Source organism: Glutamicibacter nicotianae (assembly GCF_006539525.1).
Lineage (GTDB): Bacteria > Actinomycetota > Actinomycetes > Actinomycetales > Micrococcaceae > Glutamicibacter > Glutamicibacter nicotianae.
Genome location: NZ_BJNE01000007.1, coordinates 141,788 through 163,961, shown reverse-complemented (window position 1 = coordinate 163,961; position 22,174 = coordinate 141,788). Strand labels below are relative to the sequence as shown.

Sequence of the window (22,174 nt, the reverse complement as noted above, 5' to 3'; positions counted from 1 at the left end):
CTAAAAAGATCAAGCAATCTTCATTGCGAGGTGGGGACGGGATTCGAACCCGCGTATACGGCTTTGCAGGCCGCTGCCTCGCCTCTCGGCCACCCCACCATACTGACCGGAGTCAGAATGACTAGTTTTACCTAGTCGGTGAATCTTTTTGCGAGCGGACAACGAGGTTCGAACTCGCGACCTCAACCTTGGCAAGGTTGCGCTCTACCAGCTGAGCTATGTCCGCAAAATGTGTTGTTTACTGAACGTTTCCGTTCGCTCCAACGAGTAAAAACTCTATACGAGTTTTCGCATCCCCACAAATCGAAACGCTGAGATCTGGTTCACACGCCCGAAAATCCGCGGAACTACGCGGAAAATTCATTTTTCCGGTACGACTAGGAGCGAAGCAGGCCGAGCGCGTGCCATGATCGTGTGCATGACGTCACCAAAACTGGCTATTCAAACAGACCTGGGCCGCATGTACTGCCGACAAGTCGGAGGCGAAGCGATTGTCCCATCCATCACCACAGTCATCTCCATGGACAAGCTGGACCTGTCAGGTTGGGCCGGGTACATGGCGGCCAAGGCACTCTCGGACGATCATCGACTGGTGCACGCAGTGGGCGACCGTGGCCAGTTGCGTTCCCTGATACGCGATGCCGCCGGTGCTGCCGAGGCCTATCGGGACTCCGCCGCGGCCCGCGGTGATCGAGTGCATAACTACGCTGAGCAGCGAGCACTGCGGGCGCTGGATCTGGAACATGATTTGGAAGCAGCCCAAGCCGCGCTCGAAGCGAACAACGAGTTGGGGTTCGCGCGCCACTTTGACCAATGGTGGGATGACTACAATGTCCAGCCCATTGCCGCAGAGGTGACGGTATGGAATCACAGTGTCGGCTACGCGGGCACCATTGACCTGGTCGCAAAGATCGGCGGCCGAACCTGCCTCGTGGACTACAAGACCAAAAACACCGATCGGGACGGCTTCGTCAAGCGCCCCGATGACAAAGTCATCATGCAGCTGGCGGCCGCTTGCAAGGCAGAAGAGCAAGTCGTGGATGCCGAGCGGGGCGCATGGAAAGAGTGGGGATATGGCACCGACACGATGCTGCTCGCTGTGGCCCTTGGCGAGACCGGTTCGCGGACCTTCATGGCACCGCCGCAGGCATTGCCCGACTACTGGTCGAAGTTCTATGCTTTGCGGCGGAACTGGGAAGCTGCATTCAAGATTGCCCAGTCGCGTGCTTCACTGGTCGAAATCACGCCGCCAGCTCAGTAATGCCCTCCCTTCACCGCGTAGACTGGAACGGTTAGCTTTCGGCATTGCGAAACCTAATACCAATATCCACGGCAGGGAAGGTACCAGCGGATTATGGCGATTTTGGGAATTCGGATCATCGGAGACCCCGTTCTACGCACCCCAGCGCAGGAGGTGACCGACTTTGGCCCGGAGCTCCAGAAGCTCGTCGAAGACATGGACCAGACGATGGAAAACGTCACAGGTGCAGGCCTCGCCGCGCCTCAAGTTGGCGTGTCCCTGCGCGTCTTCACCTACCAAATTGGCGAAGAACGCGGACATATCGTGAACCCGGTGCTGGAGCTCAGCGACGATTACCAGGACGACCAGGTAGAAGGCTGCCTGTCCATCCCGGGCATTGCAGCGCCAGTTCGACGCCGGCGCCACGTCAAGGCGACCGGCTTCGACAAGTTCGGCAAGCCGGTGGAAATCGAAGGTTCCGACATGCTCGCCCGCTGCTTCCAGCACGAAACTGATCACCTGGACGGCATTCTGTTCCTGGACCGGCTGGAACCAGAAGAAAAGAAAGCGGCGTGGCGCACCTTGCGGGCCAACAACTACTCGCAGACCGCCAACGCCACGGTGAAAAAACGATCAGGGGCCCTCGGCTCCAGCTTTGGCGCAGGATTGGGGTTCTAGCTCATGCGTATTTTGTTCGCCGGCACGCCACAGGTCGCTGTCACTTCCCTGAACTACCTGCACGAAGCCGGCTTTGAAATTGCCGCAGTGCTCACCCGTCCCGATGCTCCGTTGGGTCGAAAACGCGTATTGACCCCCTCGCCGGTCGCTGCCCGAGCCGAAGAACTTGGCCTGCCGATCATCAAGGCCGCCAAGATCACCGAAGAAACTACGGCTGAACTGGCGGCGTTGGAACTTGAAGCCGCGGCCATCGTCGCCTACGGGGGACTAGTGCCAGAAGCGGCCTTGGCCGTCCCAACCCATGGTTGGATCAACCTGCACTTCTCGCTGTTGCCGCACTGGCGGGGCGCAGCTCCGGTGCAGCATTCCATTATCAACGGCGACGACATCACCGGCGCAGTCACCTTCCAGCTGGAAACCGGCCTTGATACCGGACCAGTCTTCGGGCAAGTCACCGAGAGCATCGGTGAGCTGGACACCGCAGGCATCATGCTCGAACGGCTCAGCCGTTCCGGGTCGACGCTGCTGGTGCAGACCCTGCAGGCATTGGCTTCAGGCCAGGCCGTTGCCGTTCCGCAGTCCGGATCGCACACCTACGCACCGAAGATTACCGACGTGGATGCGGAACTGGACTTCACCCGGACCGCCACCGAAATCCGCCGGCGCGCCCACGGAACCACTCCTGCCCCTGGTGCCTGGGTCAAGGTCGAGGACAAGCGTTTCAAGTTCGGCCCGCTGCGTGAGCACCGTGAGATCACCGACCTTGCACCGGGCGAAGTGCGCATCGAACCAGGAAAGCAGCCGAAGGTTTACATCGGCACCGCCACCTGGGCCTTGCAACCCACCGAAATCCAGCCTCCGGGCAAGAAAATGATGAACGCCAGCGACTGGGCACGAGGAGTGCTCACCCAGGGAACGGAAGTGAGCTTCGCATGAGCGGGCAGGAACCTCGCGGTGGACACCGCGATAACTTACGCCGCAACGAGCAGGGACGTACCCGCAACCGCGGCCAGTCCGGCCCGCGCAAGTATTCAGCAGCCGCACCCGGGCAGCGCAAGCGCGCGGCCGATCCGGCACGCCTGGTAGCTTTCAAGACCCTGCGCGAAGTATCCAGTGCGGATGCCTACGCCAACCTGGTGCTGCCGAAGATGATCCGCGAATACCAGCTCGACCGCCGCGACGCGGGCTTCGCCACCGAACTGGCCTACGGGGCCCTGCGTGGCCAGGGCTTCTACGACGCGATCCTGGCCACCTTGGTCGACCGCCCGCTGGCCGAGCTGGATCCGGCGATCCTCGATGCGCTGCGCTTGGGCGCCCACCAGCTGTTGGCCATGCGCGTGCCCAAGCACGCAGCGTTGGATGAAACCGTGTCACTGGCTCGTGCGCAAATTGGCGCCGGCCCATCCGGCCTGATCAACGCGGTGCTGCGCCGCGTGTCCGCCCAGGAAGCCGCTGCATGGACCGAACAGCTGGGCAACGCCGCCGCATCGGATTCCGAGCGCCTGGCCATCGAGCACTCGCACCCGGACTGGATTGTCCGCGCCCTGCGTGGCGCACTGATCGCCCATGGCCGCGACGCGAGTGAACTTGAAGCCCTGCTGGAAGCGGACAACCTGGCCCCGGTGGTGAACCTCGTAGCCTTGCCCGGCCTGGGCGATCTGTCCGGAGCGCTGGAATCCGGCGCAGAGCGAGGCACCCTGCTCGCGGATTCTGCCACCTACAAGCACGGCGACGTCTCACGTGTACCTGGTGTCAAGGAAGGCACCGTGCGCGTCCAAGACGCCGGCAGCCAGGTCATGGCCCGCGCCCTGGCTGCTATCGAATTGCCCGAAGCCGGCGAAGACCGCTACTGGCTGGATATGTGCGCAGGTCCAGGCGGCAAGGCTGCACTGCTCGCGGCGATCGCCGTGCAGCGCGACGCCCGCCTGACCGCCAATGAGCCGGCCCCGCACCGTGCCCGGCTGGTCGTGAACTCCTTGGATGCTGTGCCGCATGACTACTGGATGGTCACCGGCGAAGACGGACGCATCTTTGGCGGCGAGGATTATGCGGGGGACTACGACCGCATCATGGTCGACGCGCCATGCTCCGGACTGGGTGCACTGCGCCGCCGCCCGGAATCACGCTGGCGAAAGGCACCACGGGACATCCCTGAGCTGACCAAATTGCAAGGCGAGCTGCTCGACGCCGCCTTCAACGCGGTACGCGTCGGAGGAGTCATCGGCTTCGTCACCTGTTCGCCGCATCAGGCGGAAACCCGCCTGGTTGTGGAAGACTTCTTGAAGCGCCACGAAAATGCTGCTCTGCTGGATACCAGTGCCGCCGTTTCCGCGGTGATGCATCAGGACGCCCGGCCGGCAGGACATGCGCTGGCCGAGGGCAGCACCGTGCAATTGTGGCCCCATGTGCACGGCACCGATGCCATGTTCATGGCAATCCTGACCAAAAAAGCCTAGCCAAGCCCCGAGTATTCCGAGGAGCATCCATGCCTAACGCGCGGATCAACCCGTCGATCCTGTCCGCAGATTTCGCGAACCTTGCCAGCGAGCTGGAACGCATCCACACCGCAGACGCGGTTCACGTGGATGTCATGGACAACCATTTCGTGCCCAACTTGACCCTCGGATTGCCGGTGGTTGATGCGCTGCGCAAGGTCAGCAAGCTGCCCATCGACGTGCACCTGATGATCGAGAACGCGGATCGCTGGGCGCCGGAATACGCACAGCTCGGCGTGGACTCGGTAACTTTCCATGCCGAGGCATCGGCAGCCCCGATCCGCTTGGCCCGCGAACTGAGGTCGGCCGGCGCCAAGGCTTCCATGGCCCTGCGCCCGGCAACGCCGATCGAACCCTACCTGGATATGCTCGGCGAGCTGGACATGGTTCTGCTGATGACCGTGGAACCAGGTTTCGGCGGACAGAAGTTCCTGGATCTGGTCCTTCCGAAGATCAAGCGCGCCCGCGCAGCCATTGACGGCAGCGGCAAGCCCATTGCCCTGCAGGTCGACGGCGGCATTTCGCGCGACACGATCTTACGTGCCGCCGAAGCCGGAGCGGATGTCTTCGTTGCCGGTTCCGCGGTGTACTCGGCAGAAGAGCCATCGGTGGAAATCGACGTATTACGCAATCTTGCGCTGGGTGGTCACTAGGACCACGCAAAGTGTGCCAGAATGTTTTCAGTAAACACGAATACGTGCTCCGGGGTCGGTGAAAGTCCGAACCGGCGGTCATAGTCCGCGACCCGCAACCAAAGCCACAAGCTGAGGGAACGGTTGAACTGGTGGAATTCCAGTACCGACAGTTAAAGTCTGGATGGGAGAAGCACGAATTTGATATGCCTTTTGGTACTGCCGGTAGCCCTCACAGGGGCTATCTTCTAAAGCAGAGCCACAGGCCCATCAAATGCACACCCCCGGAGCCGCCGCTTCGAGAAGGGTGGAATGATGGATTTCCTGCGGTGGCTCATTGAAGCTTTCAACTCACAAATTGCGATCGGCTCGTCGGCACTGCTGGTGCGCGAAGTCGTAGGCAATATCTTCGGCCTGGCCAGCGCCGTGGGCGGCATGCGCCGCAAAGTCTGGGCCTGGCCCATTGGCATAGTCGGCAACCTCCTGCTGCTGACGGTCTTCTTGGGCAGCATTTTCGATACCGGCTACACAGCCAATCTCTGGGGCCAAGCAGGCCGCCAAATCATGTTCATTGCCGTATCGGTCTTCGGCTGGTACCGCTGGAAGCAGGCCAAGGACGGCACCGGCAGCGCGGTGACCCCGCAATGGGCGTCCGGCAAGACCCGACTGGGCCTGATTGCCGTGCTGATCCTCGGCACCGTCGCACTGACCCCGATCTTCCGCATGCTCGGATCCTATGAGCCGGTCTGGGCGGATGCCTGGACCTTCGTAGGCTCGTTGCTCGCAACCTACGGCATGGCCAAGGGCTGGGTGGAATTCTGGCTGTTCTGGGTTGCCGTCGACGCAGTGGGCGTGCCCCTGCTGTTCTCCGCCGGATACTACGCCAGCGCCTTCATGTACCTGTTCTACGGCGCATTCACCCTGGTCGGCTTCTTCGTCTGGGCCAATTCCAAGCGCGGTGCCAAACCCCAGATCGAAACCGAAATGCTCGATCCGACTATTTCGCGCAAACGCTGAAAGGAATAGCACCATGATCACGACCCAGCAGCTCGACGCGGCATTGCGCACTGCGCTGGAAACCGCCGGTCGGGGCCACCGCGGAGCGAACCCGCTGGTCGGCGCCTGCGTTTTGGATGCAGAGGGAAATATCATTGCCACCGGTTTCCATATCGGTGCCGGGCACCCGCACGCCGAGATCGACGCACTGCGCCGACTGGGCAAGATGCCTGCGGCCAAGGCCCGCGAGCTGACGATGGTAGTAACCCTCGAACCATGCAACCACACCGGCCGAACCGGTCCCTGCGCCCAGGCCATTGTGGAAGCCGGCATTGGCCACGTGTACTACGCTGTCCCCGACAACACCGCCGCCAGCGGAGGCGCCGACTACCTGCGCAGCCACGGAACCCAGGCCACCCAGCTGGCTGATTCCTCCGCCGCGAAGCAGCTGAACCACCGCTGGTTCATCGCCAAAGATGAGGGCCGGCCGTTCATCACTGTCAAGATCGCGCAGTCGCTCGACGGCCGGATCAACGCACCGGACGGCACGAGCCAGTGGATCACGTCCACGGCGTCGCGCAATCACGCGCACGCCCTGCGCTCGCGAGTCGATGGCATCCTCGTCGGCACCAGCACCGCGATCATCGACAACCCGCGGTTGACCGCCCGAACCCCCGATGGCCAGTTGCATGAGCACCAGCCCTTCCGGCTGGTCATGGGCGAGCGGGATCTGCCAGCTGATCTGGCGCTCGCCCAGGGTGATGACTGGGCGCAGGTCCGCAGCCACGACGTGCACGAGGTTATCGTCCGGGCCAATGAGCTGGGCCTGGCCCATTTGCTGGTTGAAGGCGGCGCCACAGTCGCCTCGGCCTTCATCGCAGCCGATCTGGCCGACGAGATCTACTGCTACCAGGCGCCGCTGCTGATCGGCGCAGGCAGCTCATCGGTCAACATGCCGAACACCACCACGCTTGCCGATGCGCGGCGCTTCCGGCTGGATTCGGCCAGCAACGAGTCTTTGACCAGGCTGGGCGATGACATTGCCCTGCATCTGGAACCGCTGCCCCGCGACTGATCGCCGGCAACCCCAAAATTTTCAAGGAGTAAACATGTTCACCGGAATTGTCACCGGCCAAGGCGTCATCGAAGGCATCGAGACCTTCACCGGCAAGGACCTGGCAGTTTTGACCCTGCGCGCCCCGGGCCACACCGACAACCTGGGCCTGGGCGGCTCACTGGCCGTCAACGGGGTCTGCCTGACCGCCACCGAGATGGACGGGGAAAAGCTCAGCGTCGACGTCATGGGCGAAACCCTGCGCCGCACCACCATCGGCGCCCTGAAAACCGGCGACCAGGTCAACCTGGAACGCTGCACCCCAGCCGGCGGCCGGCTCGACGGACACGTGGTGCAGGGCCACGTGGACACCGTCGGCACGGTGCTGGCCCGCGAAGACCACGGCCAGTGGACCACCTTCCGCATCGGCATCGACGACGCGTACGCGCCGCTGACCGCTGAAAAGGGCTCCATTGCGCTGGACGGCATCTCGCTGACCATCACCGCGGTCTCCCCGGCGGCCGATGCAGGCAACCACTGGGTCGAGGTCGGCATCATCCCGATCACCCTCGCCGAAACCACCATGGGCACCCGACAAGTCGGCGACAAGATCAATATCGAGGTCGACGTGCTCGCCAAGTACGTGGCACGCCTGAATGAATTCGGAGGCCAGCAGTAATGGCTACGTCAACGCTTGATTCCATCCCAACCGCGCTGGCGGCCCTTGCCGCGGGTCGTGCAGTTGTCGTTGTCGACGACGAAGACCGCGAGAACGAAGGCGACATCATCTTCGCCGCCCAGCACGCCACGGCCGAACTGATGGCCTTCACCATCCGCTACACCTCGGGGGTGATCTGCGTGCCGCTCGGCGCCCAACGTGCCGACGCGCTGCGCCTGGCTCCGATGGTCGGCATCAACCAGGACGCCAAGGGAACCGCCTTCACCGTCACCTGCGATGCCGCCGAAGGCATCACCACCGGCATTTCAGCCGCCGATCGTGCGCTGACCAGCCGCCTGCTGGCCGACCCGGACACCCAGCCGTCCCAGCTCTCCCGACCGGGCCACATCTTCCCGCTGCGCGCCGCAGCCGGGGGAGTGCTCGAACGCCGGGGCCACACCGAAGCAGCAGTGGACCTGTGCCAGGCCGCCGGGCTGGAACCGGTGGGCGTGATCGGCGAGATCACCAAGGACGACGGCGAAATGATGCGCCTGGATGACTTGCGGGTCTTCGCCGCCGAACACGACCTGCCACTGATCTCCATTGACGACCTGGCCCGCTGGCGCCGGGTCAATGACGAGATCGAGCTGACCGACCCGATCAAGCTGCCTACCGCCTTCGGGGACTTCACCGCCAGAGCAGCCACCGCAGAGAACCACGAGCACATCGTGCTCAGCCATGAAGGTCCAAATGGCGGCGCGCCGGGCAACCTGGTGCGCATCCATTCGGAATGCCTCACCGGGGACATCTTCGGCTCCTACCGTTGCGACTGCGGCGAACAGCTTCATGCATCGTTGGAAGCCATCGCCCGCGAAGGCGGCCACATCATCTACATCCGCGGGCATGAAGGCCGCGGCATCGGGCTGGCCAACAAGCTGCGCGCCTACGCGTTGCAGGAAGACGGCATGGACACCCTGGACGCCAACTTGCATCTGGGATTCCCGGCCGACGCCCGCGAATACTTCGCCGTCGCCGCAATTCTCAAGGCCATGGGCCTGGACGAGATCCGCTTGCTGAGCAACAATCCGGACAAGCAGCAACAACTGAACGACGCGGGAATCAAGGTGGCCGAGCTGGTCGGCCTGCAGATTGCGCCGCGCGAGCAGAACTCCGCCTACCTGCGGACCAAGCAGATTCGCTTCGGCCACCATCTGGACCTGCCCGATACCGACGATGACCAGCAATCCGACGCCTACCACGGCGCCTGAACACGACGAATCCAGAAGAACCAAGGAGCATCAAGATGAGCAAGCATGGCGCACCAACCGACGTCAGCGAACAGCTGGCCGCCCTGGCCAGTGACGAGAAGTTCTCCCAGCTCAAGGTGGCCATCGTAGCCGCCAGCTGGCACGAAGTGATCATGAACGGACTGATTGACGGTGCCCAGCGCGCCGCCAAGGACGCCGGCCTGGAATCCAGCACCACCCTGATTCGGGTACCGGGCACTTTCGAGCTGCCGGTCGCGGCTTCCACCCTCGCCGGGGACTACGACGCGGTCATCGCGCTGGGTGTGGTCATCCGCGGAGGTACACCGCACTTCGACTATGTCTGCATGGCAGCGACCAATGGCTTAACCAATGTGAGTGTGGACACCAAAACCCCTATCGGTTTCGGCGTGCTCACCTGCGATAACGAAGAGCAGGCCCTGGATCGCGCTGGCTTGGAGAACTCCAGCGAGGACAAGGGCTATGAAGCCTACTCGGCTGCCGTGATGACAGTCGCCGCACTGCCGTAGCATCGGGCCGGTCCTGTCACAAAGGGGCACCAGAATACGGCCCCGGTCAAGAAAACAGCTAGGATTAGTTCCGTGAAAACTTTTGACGAGCTCTTCAGCGAACTATCGCTCAAGGCACAATCCCGCCCGGAAGGCTCACGTACCGTCACCGAACTCGACTCTGGTGTCCACGGCATCGGCAAGAAGATCGTCGAGGAAGCCGCCGAAGTTTGGATGGCTGCGGAGTACGAAACCGATGAGGCCGCGGCGGAGGAAATCTCCCAGTTGCTGTACCACTTGCAGGTTCTCATGATCGCCAAGGGCATGACCTTGGCCGACGTTTACAAGCATCTATAGCCGTCGCGCGACTGCGGCCTGATCCATTGCCGATCAGGCCGCAGTCAACGCACGGCGGCAGAAACAACGGCCAACGAATTAATCCTTGGCGCTTGTTTATGGCTAATCGCCGCAGCGCCATTCATGACGAAACGAGTCAAAAATGCTCCGCGTAGCCCTACCCAACAAGGGTGCCTTGTCCGAAATCGCTTCCACCATGTTCAAGGAAGCCGGCTACCTCCAGCGCCGCGATTCCCGCGAACTGGTCCTGGTCGACGAGGACAACCAAGTTGAATTCTTCTATCTGCGTCCCCGCGACATTGCCGTCTATGTCGGCCGCGGAATCCTGGACGTAGGCATCACCGGCCGCGACCTGTACCTCGATGCAGATGTCGACGACGCTGTCGAAGAGCAGCTTTCGCTCGGCATCGGAAAGTCGACCTTCCGCTTCGCTGCCCCGGTTGGCGCGTTCAACGATGCCCAGCAGCTCAATGGCAAGCGCATTGCCACCAGCTACGACGTGCTGCTGCGCCACTACCTCGAGAAGTCCGGCATCGAAGCTTCAATCGTTCGTCTTGATGGCGCCATCGAGTCCTCGGTCCGCCTCGGCGTAGCAGATGCCATTGCCGACGTCGTGGAAACTGGCAACACCATCAAGGCCGCCGGCATGGAGATCTTCGGCGATCCGCTGCTGAACTCCGAAGCGGTCATGATCGGCCGTGTCGGGCACAAGCCATCTGGCCTGGATGTGCTGATCCGCCGTCTCAACGGGGTGCTTGTCGCCCGCCAGTACGTCATGCTCGACTACGACGTACGCCGCGAGTTGGCCGACAAGGCCTGCGCACTGACCCCAGGCCTGGAATCGCCAACCGTGTCGGACCTTGCCAACTCCGAGTGGGTCGCCGTGCGCGCCATGGTCAAGAAATCGCAGACGAACAACATCATGGATGAACTCTATGACGTTGGCGCACGTGCCATCTTGGTCAGCCAGATCCACGCCTGCCGCATCTAAGTAGACAAGGAAATTCCGCTGATGAGCGTTGCAATTCGTGTTATTCCTTGCCTCGACGTCGATGCCGGACGAGTCGTCAAGGGCGTCAACTTCGCGGGCCTTCGCGATGCTGGCGACCCAGTTGAGCTTGCCCGCCGCTACAATGACGCAGGTGCCGACGAACTGACCTTCCTCGATGTCACCGCATCCAGTTCGGACCGTGAAACCACCTACGAAGTTGTCCGTCACACCGCAGAAGAAGTCTTCATCCCGCTGACCGTGGGCGGTGGCGTCCGCACTGCTGAAGACGTCGATCGGCTGCTACGCAACGGTGCCGACAAAGCCTCGATCAATACCGCGGCGGTGAACCGTCCCGAGGTCATCAACGAGATCACCCAGCGCTTCGGCTCCCAGGTGCTCGTGCTGTCCCTGGACGCGCGCCGCACCGATGATCCGTCGATCGCATCGGGCTACGAGGTCACTACCCATGGCGGTCGTACGGGCACCGGCATGTGCGCCGTAGCCTGGGCGAAGGAAGCTGCCGAACGAGGCGTGGGGGAGATCCTGCTGAACTCGATCGACGCTGACGGCACCAAGGATGGCTTCGACCTGGAAATGATCCGTGCGGTTCGCGCCGAGGTCTCGGTTCCGCTGATCGCATCGGGTGGCGCGGGAAAGCCTGAGGACTTCCCTCCAGCGATCGAAGCGGGTGCCGACGCAGTATTGGCAGCCTCGATTTTCCACTTCGGACCGAAGGACATGATCGCCACGGTTAAGCAAGCGATCCGCGAAGCTGGTTACCCAGTTCGCTAGGATCCAAGCATGAGGCCCAGCACCACATGGCGCTGGGCCTCATGCTGTACTTGGCTAATCGTTGGCAATGAGCTCCTTCTCAGTGCGCCAAACGTCGATTTCAATCGGTGTGCTTGCGACGGCGGCTTGACCGGGTATGGCCTGCCATGGGCCTCCATCGACGCTGAATTCTCCTCGGTAGAGGGTGGTAACCTCGACTTTGAACTTGCCAGTCTCGCTATAAGAATGACTCGTAGGGGTTTCATCTCTCAAAGTATGGTTCGGTGCAGGTTCGCCAGGAAAATTAAGATTTCGAGTGGTCCCGTCACCATAGTTCCAATTCCATTGAATCGGAATCGCCTTTATTCGTATTTTTGATCCTGAGAGGCTAGAGGAGAAAGATTGAACTTCCTCGGTAGCCATGAAATGCGTATTGCCGTTCTTCAAGGAAAATTTAGTTGGATTGCTAATAATCTTCGAAGGAATTATGGGATATTCTTTGAATTTGTTTATATCAATTATGATTTCCTGGGTGAGAGTTTCTTTAGGTAATTCAATTTTCGGTGGTTCACCAGGGCAGTAACGATACTGACGAACTACACGTCCTTGGGCGTCGAGAACCTGCCGGTAAATCGGTGCCGATCCGTCTGGGCAGGTTCTTTCTTCAGGTATACTCCTACAGAATCGAGCGTTTGAGGTGTTTGGGTCACAACTCTCGTAATCTCGGATGGAGAACTTCTCTTTGGGTGAAGCGTCCCGGGGTCGTTGTTTTTTGGGTTGTGGATTCTGCGGCTTCACCTTGTAGTTGAAGTTTTCCTTTTTGTCATGATCTTCGTAAATTGATTCCGGAAGCATTCGAATGCCGTGATCTTCCTTGTTGGCAGGGTCGATAGGAGCCTGCATGCCCAAAACAGCCGGAATGCTGACGCAGAATGCAATAAGCATTGTCAGTTTATTTGAAGATTGCAGCTTCATTATTCGGCACCGATTATTCTGTATACTTTCCAGCCATGGTCAAATTCCAGGCCCACGGCTACAGTAGTTGGCTCTAACTTGTCCATTTTGGAATCTGGTTCATTTGGGACGAGATAGATTTCGGCTTTGTCAGCGGTATATTCAACTGTTACCACCGCTAGGTTCTCCCCGGATATATAGGAATCGAGAATTTTTGGGTGGTGTTTTCCGCCAACATGCCATTTCCCTAGTTTCTTAGCTTCTGTAGCTTCATCGATAATTGAAACACCGCACACTATGCATTCTTTTGTGGTGACCTTTTTTATAGGACCTGCATTATTAGTCTCAATGGCATAGTTCACGAGATCAAAATAGAATTTGGAGAACGAGGCCGCACCGTCTTCGCTGTATTCTTTTGCCAGTGCTGGCAGTTTTGGGACGGGAACATTTTCTGCGGGTCCCTCGGGCGACGCAGGCCTGTACGTATTGTTTTTCGAGGGTGATGGATTCTTTGTCGTCGAATCCGGAGCTGGTGACATCTTGCTTACTGCGGACGGCGAGTTTCCCTGTCCTTCGGCACTCCCTGTACTGCAGCCTGACAGTGCGAGTGCAACTGCTGCAACCGACGCGACAACTGCAATTTTCCGCGTGTCCATTCGAACTCTCCATGATCATCGGGAATGCGAGGTTGTGCGCCATCCTATGCCCGTGTTTCAAGAAAGTGGAGAGTTTTCGACGAATCTGTGGAAAACTTGCCACAGCCTATTTCAGATTCTCTGTGAACATCCACAGCTATTGATACTGCTGATACGTGCAGAGATGAACCTCATGACCACCGGCTGCCAGCATTGGCGTCAGCGTAGAACTTAGCAGTCTAACTGGTTCGAATGAATCCAGGCTCAAGTGTCGCGCCGCGTTGCTGAACGTGGATTATCAAGCGAGACGTCAGAGACTTTCCACCCGGTGTCGGTATATTCAAGTCCTACGGTGATCTCACCCAGATTTTGTTCTTCGAAGAATATGACTTCCTGATCTGGTCGTAGCAGGGAGCGTGGGGACAAGGTGAGCTCTCCCATCAGGTAGGCCTGGTTTCCGTCGAACTGGACGATGTAGTCCGTGTGGAGATAGTGGTAGCCCCCGATCTGGATGTCTTCTGGCCCTTTTCTCAGGTCGTCTAGCTCTTGGAACGTTTTCCAGCATTGCTCCAATTCGCATTTGCCAGTAACTATCGGCGCGAAATCGACGGGGGAACGATAGAGGATTTCGTAATCGAGAAATCGGAAGAAGCGCCGTGCAGCTTCGAGCGCCCCGTAATCCGATTTTTCATACAGAAGGTTTGCCGAGTCTGGAGGATCCGGTTCGCTGGTTGGCGTCGCCTCTGCGGTGTAAGATCCGGTCGGCGATGAAGCCGAAGATTCGGCCTCGGCCGGTGCTACGGACACGATCAGCGCTGATGCCAGGGCAACCAGGACGAAAGCGGGGACTGCAGAGATAGCAGCACTAGAGTAACGGCGAACAATTTTCTGGGTGTTCATGTTCAAGCTCCGAAGCCGTTGGATATCGATTGCTCGAAATCCTAGGCCGGTGCGAAGCGAACATTGATGGCCCACCCACGAATGTGGATAAACGGGAGGGAGTACTACAGCCCCGGCTTGAATCCCTTGACGATTTCCAATGCGGTTTCGCCGCCCTCGAACAAGACCAAGCTCTGATCGATGCGGCCGAACGAATACATCATCAGCTCGGTGACCGGTCCGGTAATGGACACAGCGTTCGGCGCCTTCTTGGCAACATGGCGCTGGCCATCGGGACGCGTGAGAATAATGCCGATGGGCGCGTGGCGGAACAGCAGCCGGGACATGCGGGTCAGCGACTGCCAAAGCAGTTCTGTGTACTCCTTGTCCAGCACCCGCGGAGCCCATTGGCCGCGGGCCCGGCGAACATCCTCGGTATGGATGAAGAATTCCGAGAGGTTCGCCGACTGGTTTACCTTGTCGATGGCGAACGGCGAGAACGCGGGCGGACCCGAGCGGAAGCTGCGGACCAATTTCGCGTAGCCTTCCGGGGTCTGCGCCGCGACCACCATCTGGTTCAGTTTCGCTTCAAGCTTCTTGGAAAGCGGCTTGAAGAACGTGCCGGCGGAAAGCAGCGAGCTTTCGCGCAACACGAGGTGCGCGGCGAGATGGCGGGTTTGCCAACCGTCGCAAAGGGTGTCGGCGGTAGGTCCTGCCGCAAGCAGGGTCTCGGCCAACGCAAGTCTGGAAGCCTGAACTAAGTGCATCACTTCTGAAACTAGCACGCTCCAACTGACTAATTGTGCAAGGCGAGAGAGGTGTCGCCCAGTCGGCATGGCGCGTCGACGAGCGGTACGTCACAGGTCTCAGGATTCCGCGGAAAACCAGTATGCTAATGGGGATGCCTACTTCTAACGACGGCTCGATTCCGAGCCCTGAATCCCACAGCCTCGACCCGGAGATCGCCTCTCGCCTCAAGCGCGATGCCAATGGCCTGTTTGCCGCCATCGCGCAGCAGTACGATTCCGGGAAGGTCTTGATGCTCGGCTGGATGGACGATGAAGCGCTGCACCGCACGCTGACCACCGGCCGGGTCACCTTCTATTCGCGTTCCCGCAAGGAGTACTGGCGCAAGGGCGACACCTCCGGCCACTACCAGTTCGTGAAGTCCGTGGCCCTGGACTGCGACGGCGACGCGCTGCTCGTCCAGGTCGACCAGGTGGGCGCCGCTTGCCACACCGGCACCGAATCCTGCTTCACCGATCGCGAATTGCCGGCCGTGGTGGGCCACCGTCCCGAGTAGGACTGCCGACGCACCGGCACCAGCAGCAGGCGGGCGCCGCGAATTCCGCACCCAGCTGCGCGTTGCAGCACCGGCTCGAAGAACACGTAGAAGAAGAACATTGATGAAAACCCTTGGCAAGATTTCCCCGTCCCGCGAGTCCTTCCGCGCCATGGCCGCGAACCGCCGCGTCATCCCGGTCACCATCACCGTGCTGGCCGACTCGCTCACGCCGATCGGCCTGTATCGCACGCTGGCACAGGGGCGGCCCGGCACCTTCCTGATGGAGTCGGCGGCCCCGGGCGGCGTCTGGAGCCGCTACTCGTTCATCGGGGTGAACTCTCCGGCCACGCTGAGCACCCGCGGGGGAGAAGCCTACTGGCAGGGGCACGCTCCTGACGGCCTGCCCACCGGCGGGGCCGGCGTGGAGGTGCTGCGCGACACCGTGCGTGCGCTGAAAACCGAACCGGTTCCCGGCATGCCTCCGCTGACCGGCGGCATGGTCGGCTTCATCGGCTGGGAATGCGTGCGCCATTGGGAGAAGCTGCCGAACCCTCCGGCGGACGACCTGAACCTGCCGGAGCTGAGCATGAACCTGGTCGCCGACATGGCGGCCCATGATGCGGCCGAGGGCACGGTCACGCTGATCGCCAACGCCATCAACTTCGATGGCAGCGACGAGAACGTCGATGCGGCCTACGACGGCGCCGTCGCCCGCCTGCAGGCGATGCTCGACCAGCTCGCGGTGCCGGTGGATTCGGCCGCGGCGGTGCTCACCGGCACCGATGTGCCGCGCGAAACCCTGATGGACGCTGTCACCCATTCCTGGGACGAGAACGAATACCTGGCGGCGTTGGCCAAGTCCAAGACCGCGATCGTGGACGGAGAGGTCTTCCAGATCGTCGTTTCGCGCCGCTTCGAGCTGGAAACCCAGGCCGACGCGCTGGATGTCTACCGGGTGCTACGCGCAACCAATCCGAGCCCGTACATGTACCTGTTCAACTTCGTCAACGAGGACGGCGAACGCTTCGAGATCGTCGGCTCCTCGCCAGAAGCGCTGGTCACGGTGAACGACTCGCACGTGGTCACGCACCCGATCGCTGGCTCCCGGCCGCGCGGGGCCAACTACGAGGACGACCAGCTGCATGAGAAGTCGCTGGTCAACGACGAGAAGGAACGCGCCGAGCACCTGATGCTCGTGGATCTCTCGCGCAACGACCTCTCGCGGGTGTGCAAGGCCGGCACCGTGGAAGTCACCCAGTTCATGGAGGTCGAGCGCTTCAGCCACATCATGCACCTGGTCTCCAACGTGGTCGGCAAGACCCGCGACGACGTGGACGCCTACGACGTGCTCGCCGCGACCTTCCCGGCCGGCACGCTCTCCGGAGCGCCGAAGCCCCGCGCCCTGCAGCTGCTCGACGAGTACGAGCCGTACCGCCGCGGCATCTATGGCGGCGTGGTCGGCTACCTGGACTTCGCCGGCGACATGGACATGGCCATCGCCATCCGCTCCGCCCTGCTCAAGGGGGATCGCGCCTACGTGCAGGCCGGCGGCGGCATCGTGAACGACTCGAAGTTCGCCGACGAGGCACTGGAAACCGTGAACAAGGCGGCCGCCCCGCTGCGCGCCGTCTGGGCCGCGCAGTCCATGCGTGCCGCCCACACCATCAACACCGAATCAGGTGAAGCGAAGTGAAGAAATTGACCAGCGCCCGCAGCCTTGCACTTTTCGGCCTGGCCGGCGCACTGATCGGCCTCTGGTCGGCCACCCGGACCTGGATCACCGTTGATGTGGCCTCCAGCTCCGTGCAGATCCCGCAGATTGTCGTTGACGGGGCGACCGCGGCCGCCTCGGTCACCGCGGTCTGCGTGGTGGTGCTGGCCGGTTCGCTGGCGCTGCTGATCGCCGGGAAGATCGCCCGCTACATCATCGCGGCGATCTGCCTGCTCGCCGGCGCCACGGTGATCACCGCCGGCATTGGCGCGCTGCGCGACCCGCAGGCCGTGGCCTCCACCGCCGTGGCCGAAGCCACCGGCCTGGCCCAGAACGCCGGCGAGTACGCGCTCACCGCGTGGCCGGCGGTAGCGGTGATTGCTGGCGTGCTGATCGTGCTGCAGGCGGTGCTGGTGCTGGTCTTTGCCGGACGCTGGCCCGCGAAGGCCAGCAAGTACGACCGGCAAGCGGCCAAGGCCAGCGTGGAGCCCAAGGACCAGTCCTCGCGCAATATCGCCAGCTGGGAGCAGCTCTCGCAGGGCGAAGACCCGACCGCTGGCGGGAAATAGCCCAGGCCGAGCGTGATTCGCACCACCGGCGCGCAACGAAGGCCCCTGGAATAGGAGGTTCTCGCGCGCAGGTGGCAGAATGGAACCTGAAGACCAACGTCCTTCGGCAGCAACGCCCTGCCGGGGCGCAGCATCACAACATGAGGAGACATCGAACATGTCGCAGAACACCGAGATCGATCCGGTTTACACCGAAGAGATTGGCCACGGCAACTCCATCGCAGCGTGGGCCTGCGTGCTGACCATGATTGTCGGTGCAATCGTGGCAGGCATCGCCTTCGCCTACCTCGCCTGGTCCATCGTCTGGGTCGGTTGCGGCATCGTCGTAGTCGGCCTGTTGCTGGGCTGGATCCTGAAGGCAGCCGGTTTCGGCGTCGGTGGCGCTCGCAGTGGAGCATCGCATTAAATTGACTGTTCTTGATGACATCATCGCGGGCGTCCGGGAAGACCTGGGCGCCCGTCGCGCAATCACCAGCCTGGAAGCGATCAAGCAGGCAGCGGCGGCAGCCGCCCCTGCACGTGATGCGTTCGCCGCGCTGGGCGGCCACACCGATCAGGCCGCCCGCGACACCACGCTGCGTGTAATCTCCGAGGTAAAGCGGAAGTCCCCGTCCAAGGGCGCGCTGGCCGATATCCCGGAGCCCGCCGTCCTGGCCGCCGAGTACGAAGCCGGTGGCGCCTCGGTGATTTCCGTGCTGACCGAAGCGCGCCGCTTCGGCGGTTCGCTCCAGGATCTCGATGCGGTGCGCGCCGCTGTGCAGATCCCGGTGCTGCGCAAGGATTTCACGGTCGACGAGTACCAGATCTATGAAGCCCGCGCGCACGGCGCTGACCTCGTGTTGCTCATTGTTGCGGCGCTGAATGATGAATTGCTGGCATCTTTCCTAGAATTGACTCACCAGCTGGGAATGAACGCCCTGGTGGAAACCCACACCGAGGAAGAGGTCGCCCGCGCCATCAAGGCCGGGGCGAAGATCATCGGCGTGAATGTGCGCAACCTGAAGACGCTGGACGTCGATCCGGCCACCTTCGGCAAGCTCGCACCGCTGCTGCCGTCCGAGGCGGTGATCGTCGCCGAATCCGGTGTGGAATCCACCGAGCAGGTTGCCCAGTACGGTGCGGCCGGCGCCGACGCGATCCTCGTGGGCGAGGCGCTGGTGAAGCACGCCGATCCGCGCGCTTCGGTCGCCGCGTTCATCCAGGCCGGCACCGACGCCAAGCCGCAGCGCTAGCAGCGCACGGCAGCGTCGGACGCAGAATTGCATTTCGTGCCCCGCAGGAGCTTCCGGCGGGGCACGAGACTTACCACGAATCAAGCTTCGTACGAGAAAAGAGGGAATCGATGAGCACTCCGGAGAACTCCGAGCACAGCCAGTCGATCGATGCACAGTCGCTGAGGCACGCAAGCGGCCCGTACTTCGGAGCGTATGGCGGACGATGGATGCCCGAGTCCCTCATGGCCGCCATGGACGAGCTGAACGAGACCTTCGAGGCGGCCAAGAACGACCCCGAGTTCATCGCGCAGGTCAAGGACCTGAACAAGAACTACTCCGGACGACCCTCGCTGCTTACCGAAGCCAAGCGCTTCTCCGAGCAGTACTGCGGAGGGGTGCGGATCTTCCTCAAGCGCGAGGACCTGAACCACACCGGCAGCCACAAGATCAACAACGTGCTCGGCCAGGCGCTGCTGGCCAAGCGCATGGGCAAGACCCGCATCATCGCGGAGACCGGCGCCGGCCAGCACGGCGTCGCCTCGGCCACCGCCGCGGCCCTGATGGGCCTGGAGTGCGTGGTCTACATGGGCGCCGAGGACACCCGCCGCCAGGCGCTGAACGTGGCGCGCATGCGCCTGCTCGGCGCCACCGTGATCCCGGTGACCGTCGGCTCCCAGACGCTGAAGGACGCGATCAACGAGGCGCTGCGCGACTGGGTCGCCAACGTCGAGACCACCCACTACCTGCTGGGCACCGCCGCCGGCGGCGCGCCGTTCCCGGCGATGGTCCGCTACTTCCACGAGGTCATCGGCGACGAGGCGCGCGAGCAGATCCTGGCCCAGGCCGGGCGCCTGCCCGACGCCGTGACCGCATGCATCGGCGGCGGCTCCAATGCGATCGGCATCTTCCACGGGTTCCTCGACGACCCGTCGGTCGAGATCTACGGATTCGAGGCTGGCGGCGACGGCGTGGACACCGACCGCCACGCCGCGACCATCACCCTGGGCCGCCCGGGCGTGCTGCACGGCGCGAAGAGCTACCTGATGCAGGACGAGGACGGGCAGACCGTCGAGTCGCACTCGATCTCCGCCGGCCTGGACTACCCGGGCGTCGGCCCCGAGCACGCCTACCTGGCCGACATCGGCCGCGTCACCTACGAGCCGGTCACCGACACCGAGGCGATGGACGCGTTCAAGGCGCTGTGCCGCACCGAGGGCATCCTGCCGGCGATCGAGTCCGCGCACGCGCTGGCCGGCACCATCCGGTTGGCCGCCCGCAAGATCGCCGAGGGCGCTGTGCCGCAGGAGACGATCATCATCGCGAACCTCTCCGGTCGCGGGGACAAGGACGTGGGCACCGCCGCCGCCTGGTTCAACATGATCGACGAAAAGGACGCCGAGGCCGAAATCAGCGCGGCAAACGCGCAGAACTCCGGCTCGCAGAACTCCGAGGAGAAGTAGATGACCCGCGTGACCAGCGCCCAGAAGATCGCCGCAGCCCGCGCCGAGGGCCGTCCGGCCCTCATCGGCTACCTGCCTGCCGGCTACCCGGACGTCGCCACCAGCATCGAGGCCGCCGTGGCGCTGGCCGAGAACGGCGTGGATGTCATCGAGATCGGCATCCCGTACTCCGACCCGGTCATGGACGGCCAGGTCATCCAGGAAGCCACCGTGCAGGCGCTGGCGAACGGCTTCAAGGTCCCGCAGATCTTCGAGATCGTGCGCGGGATCACCGAACGCACCGACGCGGCCGTGATGGTCATGACCTACTGGAACCCGGTGCTGCGCCTGGGCGTGGACGAATTCGCCCGGCGCTTCGCAGAGGCCGGCGGAGCCGGGCTGATCACCCCCGACCTGGTGCCCGATGAGTCCGCCGAGTGGATGGAAGCCAGCGAGAAGCACGGCCTGGAGCGCGTGTTCCTCATCGCGCCGTCCTCGACCGAAGCCCGCGTGCAGCGCACGGTCGACGCCTCTTCCGGGTTCGTCTACTGCGTGTCGCTGATGGGCGTCACCGGCGCCCGTTCCGAGGTGTCCTCCGCCGCGCAGGCAGTGGTCGACGCCGCCCACAACGCCGGCGCCGAGAACGCCTGCGTGGGCCTGGGCGTCTCGCGCCGAGAGCATGTGGAAGAAATCGGCGCCTACGCGGACGGCGTGATCGTCGGCACCGCGCTGGTCGCCGCTTTGCGCGACGGGGGAGTGCCGGCAGTCGGCGCCCTGGCCGCCGAGCTGAGCGGACGCGCCTGATGGCTTTCGCCACGCAGCTGGCCCTGGCCCTGCCGGCTTCGATCCCGTCTCCGCCGCCGGAGTTCTCGAAGATCTCGCTGGGCCCGCTGACCATCCACGCCTACGCGCTGTGCATCCTCGCGGGTATCCTGATCGCGCTGTGGCTGACCAACAAGCGGCTTTCCGCCCGCGGCGGCAACTCGGACATGCTCTGGGACATCGCGATCTGGACGATCCCCTTCGGCATCGTCGGCGGACGCCTTTACCATGTGCTGATCACCGACCCGATGTACTACTTCGGGCTCGGCGGGCAGAGTGCGCATCTGGCTGAGATCCCGCAGATCTGGCTCGGCGGGCTGGGCATCATGGGCGCGGTGTCGCTCGGCGCGCTCGGAGCCTGGATCGGCTGCCGGAGGGCCGGCATCCGGCTTTCTGCATTCGTCGACGCCGCCGTGCCCGGCCTGCTGCTGGCGCAGGCGGCCGGACGCTGGGGCAACTGGTTCAACCAGGAGCTCTTCGGTGCGCCGACCGACCTGCCGTGGGGCCTGGAGATCGACCCGGACAGCTACAACTTCCCGGCCGGGCTGCCCGCGGACACGCTTTTCCACCCGACCTTCCTGTACGAGTCGCTGTGGAACGTGCTCGGCGCCTTCGTGCTGATCGCGCTGGATCGGAAGTTCAAGCTGCGCCGTGGTGCGCTGTTCTGCTGCTACATGATCTGGTACGGGATCGGCCGCACCTTCACCGAATCGCTGCGCCTGGATGCGGCCGAGGTCATCGCCATCGGGCCGCTGGCCCTGCGCGTGCACCAGTGGCTGGCGATCGGCATGGTCATCGCCGGCATCCTCGCGCTGATCCTGGTCCTCGGCAAGCTGCGCGGCCAGCAGGCCGATCCGTTCTACCTGCCAGGAACGGCGCCCGCGCCGACCCCAGCAGAAGGCGGCAAGCCAGCTGAAGGCACCGGTGCCCAGGACAGGTCCGAATCGGGAACCATGTCCGAATCGGAAACCGCGTCCGAAAAGGGAACCGGCGCTGATCCGCAGAACGAGAAGTAGCGGC

25 protein-coding genes, 2 tRNA genes and 1 riboswitch are annotated in these 22,174 nt (G+C 62.6%); of the genes, 21 read left to right on the top strand and 6 right to left on the bottom strand.

The genetic code is table 11. The features are described from left to right. Positions 1-28: 28 nt before the first annotated feature. Together ANI01nite_RS10285 and ANI01nite_RS10280 are read right to left on the bottom strand one after the other, a co-directional pair. Positions 29-99, bottom strand: a tRNA-Cys gene (locus ANI01nite_RS10285). Positions 100-153: 54 nt separating this feature from the next. Next, positions 154-226: transfer RNA gene (locus tag ANI01nite_RS10280), tRNA-Gly, on the bottom strand. A gap of 192 nt (positions 227-418) precedes the next feature. Between ANI01nite_RS10280 and ANI01nite_RS10275 the strand changes: the two genes are divergently transcribed. From ANI01nite_RS10275 to hisF, 13 genes are all read left to right on the top strand, one after another. Next, entirely contained in the window at positions 419-1,261 is an 843-nt protein-coding gene (locus ANI01nite_RS10275; RefSeq protein ID WP_255314490.1) for a cytochrome, read from the top strand. Positions 1,262-1,354: 93 nt separating this feature from the next. Then, positions 1,355-1,918, top strand: a complete 564-nt coding sequence (gene def, locus ANI01nite_RS10270) for a peptide deformylase (RefSeq protein ID WP_141357822.1) — start codon at positions 1,355-1,357, stop codon at positions 1,916-1,918. Between the two features lie 3 nt (positions 1,919-1,921). Beyond that, entirely contained in the window at positions 1,922-2,854 is a 933-nt protein-coding gene (gene fmt, locus ANI01nite_RS10265) for a methionyl-tRNA formyltransferase (protein ID WP_141357820.1), read from the top strand. Continuing rightward, complete coding sequence (locus ANI01nite_RS10260) at positions 2,851-4,374, top strand: RsmB/NOP family class I SAM-dependent RNA methyltransferase (RefSeq protein ID WP_141357818.1); 1,524 nt, start codon at positions 2,851-2,853, stop codon at positions 4,372-4,374. Before fmt ends, ANI01nite_RS10260 begins: the two co-directional genes overlap by 4 nt. Positions 4,375-4,403: 29 nt before the next feature. Further along, positions 4,404-5,066 (top strand): ribulose-phosphate 3-epimerase, encoded by a 663-nt coding sequence (gene rpe / locus ANI01nite_RS10255; protein ID WP_066138876.1) that lies wholly within the window; start codon positions 4,404-4,406, stop codon positions 5,064-5,066. A 41-nt stretch (positions 5,067-5,107) separates the two neighbouring features. Next, positions 5,108-5,245: riboswitch (FMN riboswitch) on the top strand. A 115-nt stretch (positions 5,246-5,360) separates the two neighbouring features. Further along, on the top strand, positions 5,361-6,062 hold the full coding sequence (pnuC, locus tag ANI01nite_RS10250; RefSeq protein WP_141357837.1) for a nicotinamide riboside transporter PnuC: 702 nt from the start codon (positions 5,361-5,363) through the stop codon (positions 6,060-6,062). 13 nt (positions 6,063-6,075) lie between these two features. Continuing rightward, on the top strand, positions 6,076-7,116 hold the full coding sequence (ribD, locus tag ANI01nite_RS10245) for a bifunctional diaminohydroxyphosphoribosylaminopyrimidine deaminase/5-amino-6-(5-phosphoribosylamino)uracil reductase RibD (protein WP_141357816.1): 1,041 nt from the start codon (positions 6,076-6,078) through the stop codon (positions 7,114-7,116). Between the two features lie 34 nt (positions 7,117-7,150). Continuing rightward, the gene (locus ANI01nite_RS10240) at positions 7,151-7,774 is read left to right on the top strand and encodes a riboflavin synthase (RefSeq protein WP_038991814.1); all 624 of its coding nucleotides are present in this window, start codon (positions 7,151-7,153) and stop codon (positions 7,772-7,774) included. Next, on the top strand, positions 7,774-9,021 hold the full coding sequence (locus tag ANI01nite_RS10235) for a bifunctional 3,4-dihydroxy-2-butanone-4-phosphate synthase/GTP cyclohydrolase II (RefSeq protein WP_066138870.1): 1,248 nt from the start codon (positions 7,774-7,776) through the stop codon (positions 9,019-9,021). The genes ANI01nite_RS10240 and ANI01nite_RS10235 overlap by 1 nt, the downstream gene beginning before the upstream one ends. A 35-nt stretch (positions 9,022-9,056) precedes the next feature. Beyond that, positions 9,057-9,548, top strand: a complete 492-nt coding sequence (gene ribH / locus ANI01nite_RS10230; RefSeq protein ID WP_066138867.1) for a 6,7-dimethyl-8-ribityllumazine synthase — start codon at positions 9,057-9,059, stop codon at positions 9,546-9,548. Positions 9,549-9,620: 72 nt separating this feature from the next. Continuing rightward, positions 9,621-9,884, top strand: coding sequence for a phosphoribosyl-ATP diphosphatase (locus ANI01nite_RS10225; RefSeq protein ID WP_038991810.1), 264 nt, complete (start codon positions 9,621-9,623; stop codon positions 9,882-9,884). Between the two features lie 142 nt (positions 9,885-10,026). Next, positions 10,027-10,875 carry an ATP phosphoribosyltransferase gene (hisG, locus tag ANI01nite_RS10220; RefSeq protein ID WP_038991809.1) on the top strand — a complete coding sequence of 283 codons (849 nt, stop codon included), beginning with the start codon at positions 10,027-10,029 and terminating at the stop codon, positions 10,873-10,875. A gap of 21 nt (positions 10,876-10,896) precedes the next feature. Beyond that, positions 10,897-11,667, top strand: a complete 771-nt coding sequence (hisF, locus tag ANI01nite_RS10215) for an imidazole glycerol phosphate synthase subunit HisF (protein WP_073706068.1) — start codon at positions 10,897-10,899, stop codon at positions 11,665-11,667. Positions 11,668-11,721: 54 nt separating this feature from the next. Here hisF and ANI01nite_RS10210 read toward each other — a convergent pair whose 3' ends face one another. The 4 genes from ANI01nite_RS10210 to ANI01nite_RS10195 all read right to left on the bottom strand — a co-directional run bounded on the left by ANI01nite_RS10210 (position 11,722) and on the right by ANI01nite_RS10195 (position 14,881). Then, on the bottom strand, positions 11,722-12,591 hold the full coding sequence (locus ANI01nite_RS10210; protein WP_170214624.1) for a hypothetical protein: 870 nt from the start codon (positions 12,589-12,591) through the stop codon (positions 11,722-11,724). A gap of 29 nt (positions 12,592-12,620) precedes the next feature. Next, positions 12,621-13,256 carry a DUF6318 family protein gene (locus tag ANI01nite_RS10205; RefSeq protein WP_141357812.1) on the bottom strand — a complete coding sequence of 212 codons (636 nt, stop codon included), beginning with the start codon at positions 13,254-13,256 and terminating at the stop codon, positions 12,621-12,623. Between the two features lie 243 nt (positions 13,257-13,499). Continuing rightward, positions 13,500-14,135, bottom strand: coding sequence for a hypothetical protein (locus ANI01nite_RS10200; protein WP_141357810.1), 636 nt, complete (start codon positions 14,133-14,135; stop codon positions 13,500-13,502). Between the two features lie 104 nt (positions 14,136-14,239). Continuing rightward, positions 14,240-14,881 carry a TIGR03085 family metal-binding protein gene (locus tag ANI01nite_RS10195; protein WP_038991805.1) on the bottom strand — a complete coding sequence of 214 codons (642 nt, stop codon included), beginning with the start codon at positions 14,879-14,881 and terminating at the stop codon, positions 14,240-14,242. A 134-nt stretch (positions 14,882-15,015) separates the two neighbouring features. Here ANI01nite_RS10195 and hisI point away from each other — a divergent pair, with 134 nt between their 5' ends. The 8 genes from hisI to lgt all read left to right on the top strand — a co-directional run bounded on the left by hisI (position 15,016) and on the right by lgt (position 22,170). Then, the gene (hisI, locus tag ANI01nite_RS10190; protein ID WP_141357808.1) at positions 15,016-15,417 is read left to right on the top strand and encodes a phosphoribosyl-AMP cyclohydrolase; all 402 of its coding nucleotides are present in this window, start codon (positions 15,016-15,018) and stop codon (positions 15,415-15,417) included. Positions 15,418-15,520: 103 nt separating this feature from the next. Next, positions 15,521-17,092 (top strand): anthranilate synthase component I, encoded by a 1,572-nt coding sequence (locus tag ANI01nite_RS10185; protein ID WP_121866970.1) that lies wholly within the window; start codon positions 15,521-15,523, stop codon positions 17,090-17,092. After that, complete coding sequence (locus tag ANI01nite_RS10180) at positions 17,089-17,679, top strand: Trp biosynthesis-associated membrane protein (RefSeq protein WP_066138853.1); 591 nt, start codon at positions 17,089-17,091, stop codon at positions 17,677-17,679. Before ANI01nite_RS10185 ends, ANI01nite_RS10180 begins: the two co-directional genes overlap by 4 nt. 157 nt (positions 17,680-17,836) lie before the next feature. Then, positions 17,837-18,085, top strand: a complete 249-nt coding sequence (locus tag ANI01nite_RS10175; RefSeq protein ID WP_066138850.1) for an HGxxPAAW family protein — start codon at positions 17,837-17,839, stop codon at positions 18,083-18,085. 1 nt (position 18,086) lies between these two features. After that, on the top strand, positions 18,087-18,911 hold the full coding sequence (gene trpC, locus ANI01nite_RS10170) for an indole-3-glycerol phosphate synthase TrpC (protein WP_141357806.1): 825 nt from the start codon (positions 18,087-18,089) through the stop codon (positions 18,909-18,911). A 110-nt stretch (positions 18,912-19,021) separates the two neighbouring features. Next, the gene (gene trpB / locus ANI01nite_RS10165) at positions 19,022-20,353 is read left to right on the top strand and encodes a tryptophan synthase subunit beta (RefSeq protein WP_038991799.1); all 1,332 of its coding nucleotides are present in this window, start codon (positions 19,022-19,024) and stop codon (positions 20,351-20,353) included. Further along, positions 20,354-21,136 (top strand): tryptophan synthase subunit alpha, encoded by a 783-nt coding sequence (gene trpA / locus ANI01nite_RS10160; RefSeq protein ID WP_141357804.1) that lies wholly within the window; start codon positions 20,354-20,356, stop codon positions 21,134-21,136. It begins immediately after the preceding gene. Further along, complete coding sequence (gene lgt, locus ANI01nite_RS10155; RefSeq protein WP_255314487.1) at positions 21,136-22,170, top strand: prolipoprotein diacylglyceryl transferase; 1,035 nt, start codon at positions 21,136-21,138, stop codon at positions 22,168-22,170. Before trpA ends, lgt begins: the two co-directional genes overlap by 1 nt. Positions 22,171-22,174 lie beyond the last annotated feature (4 nt).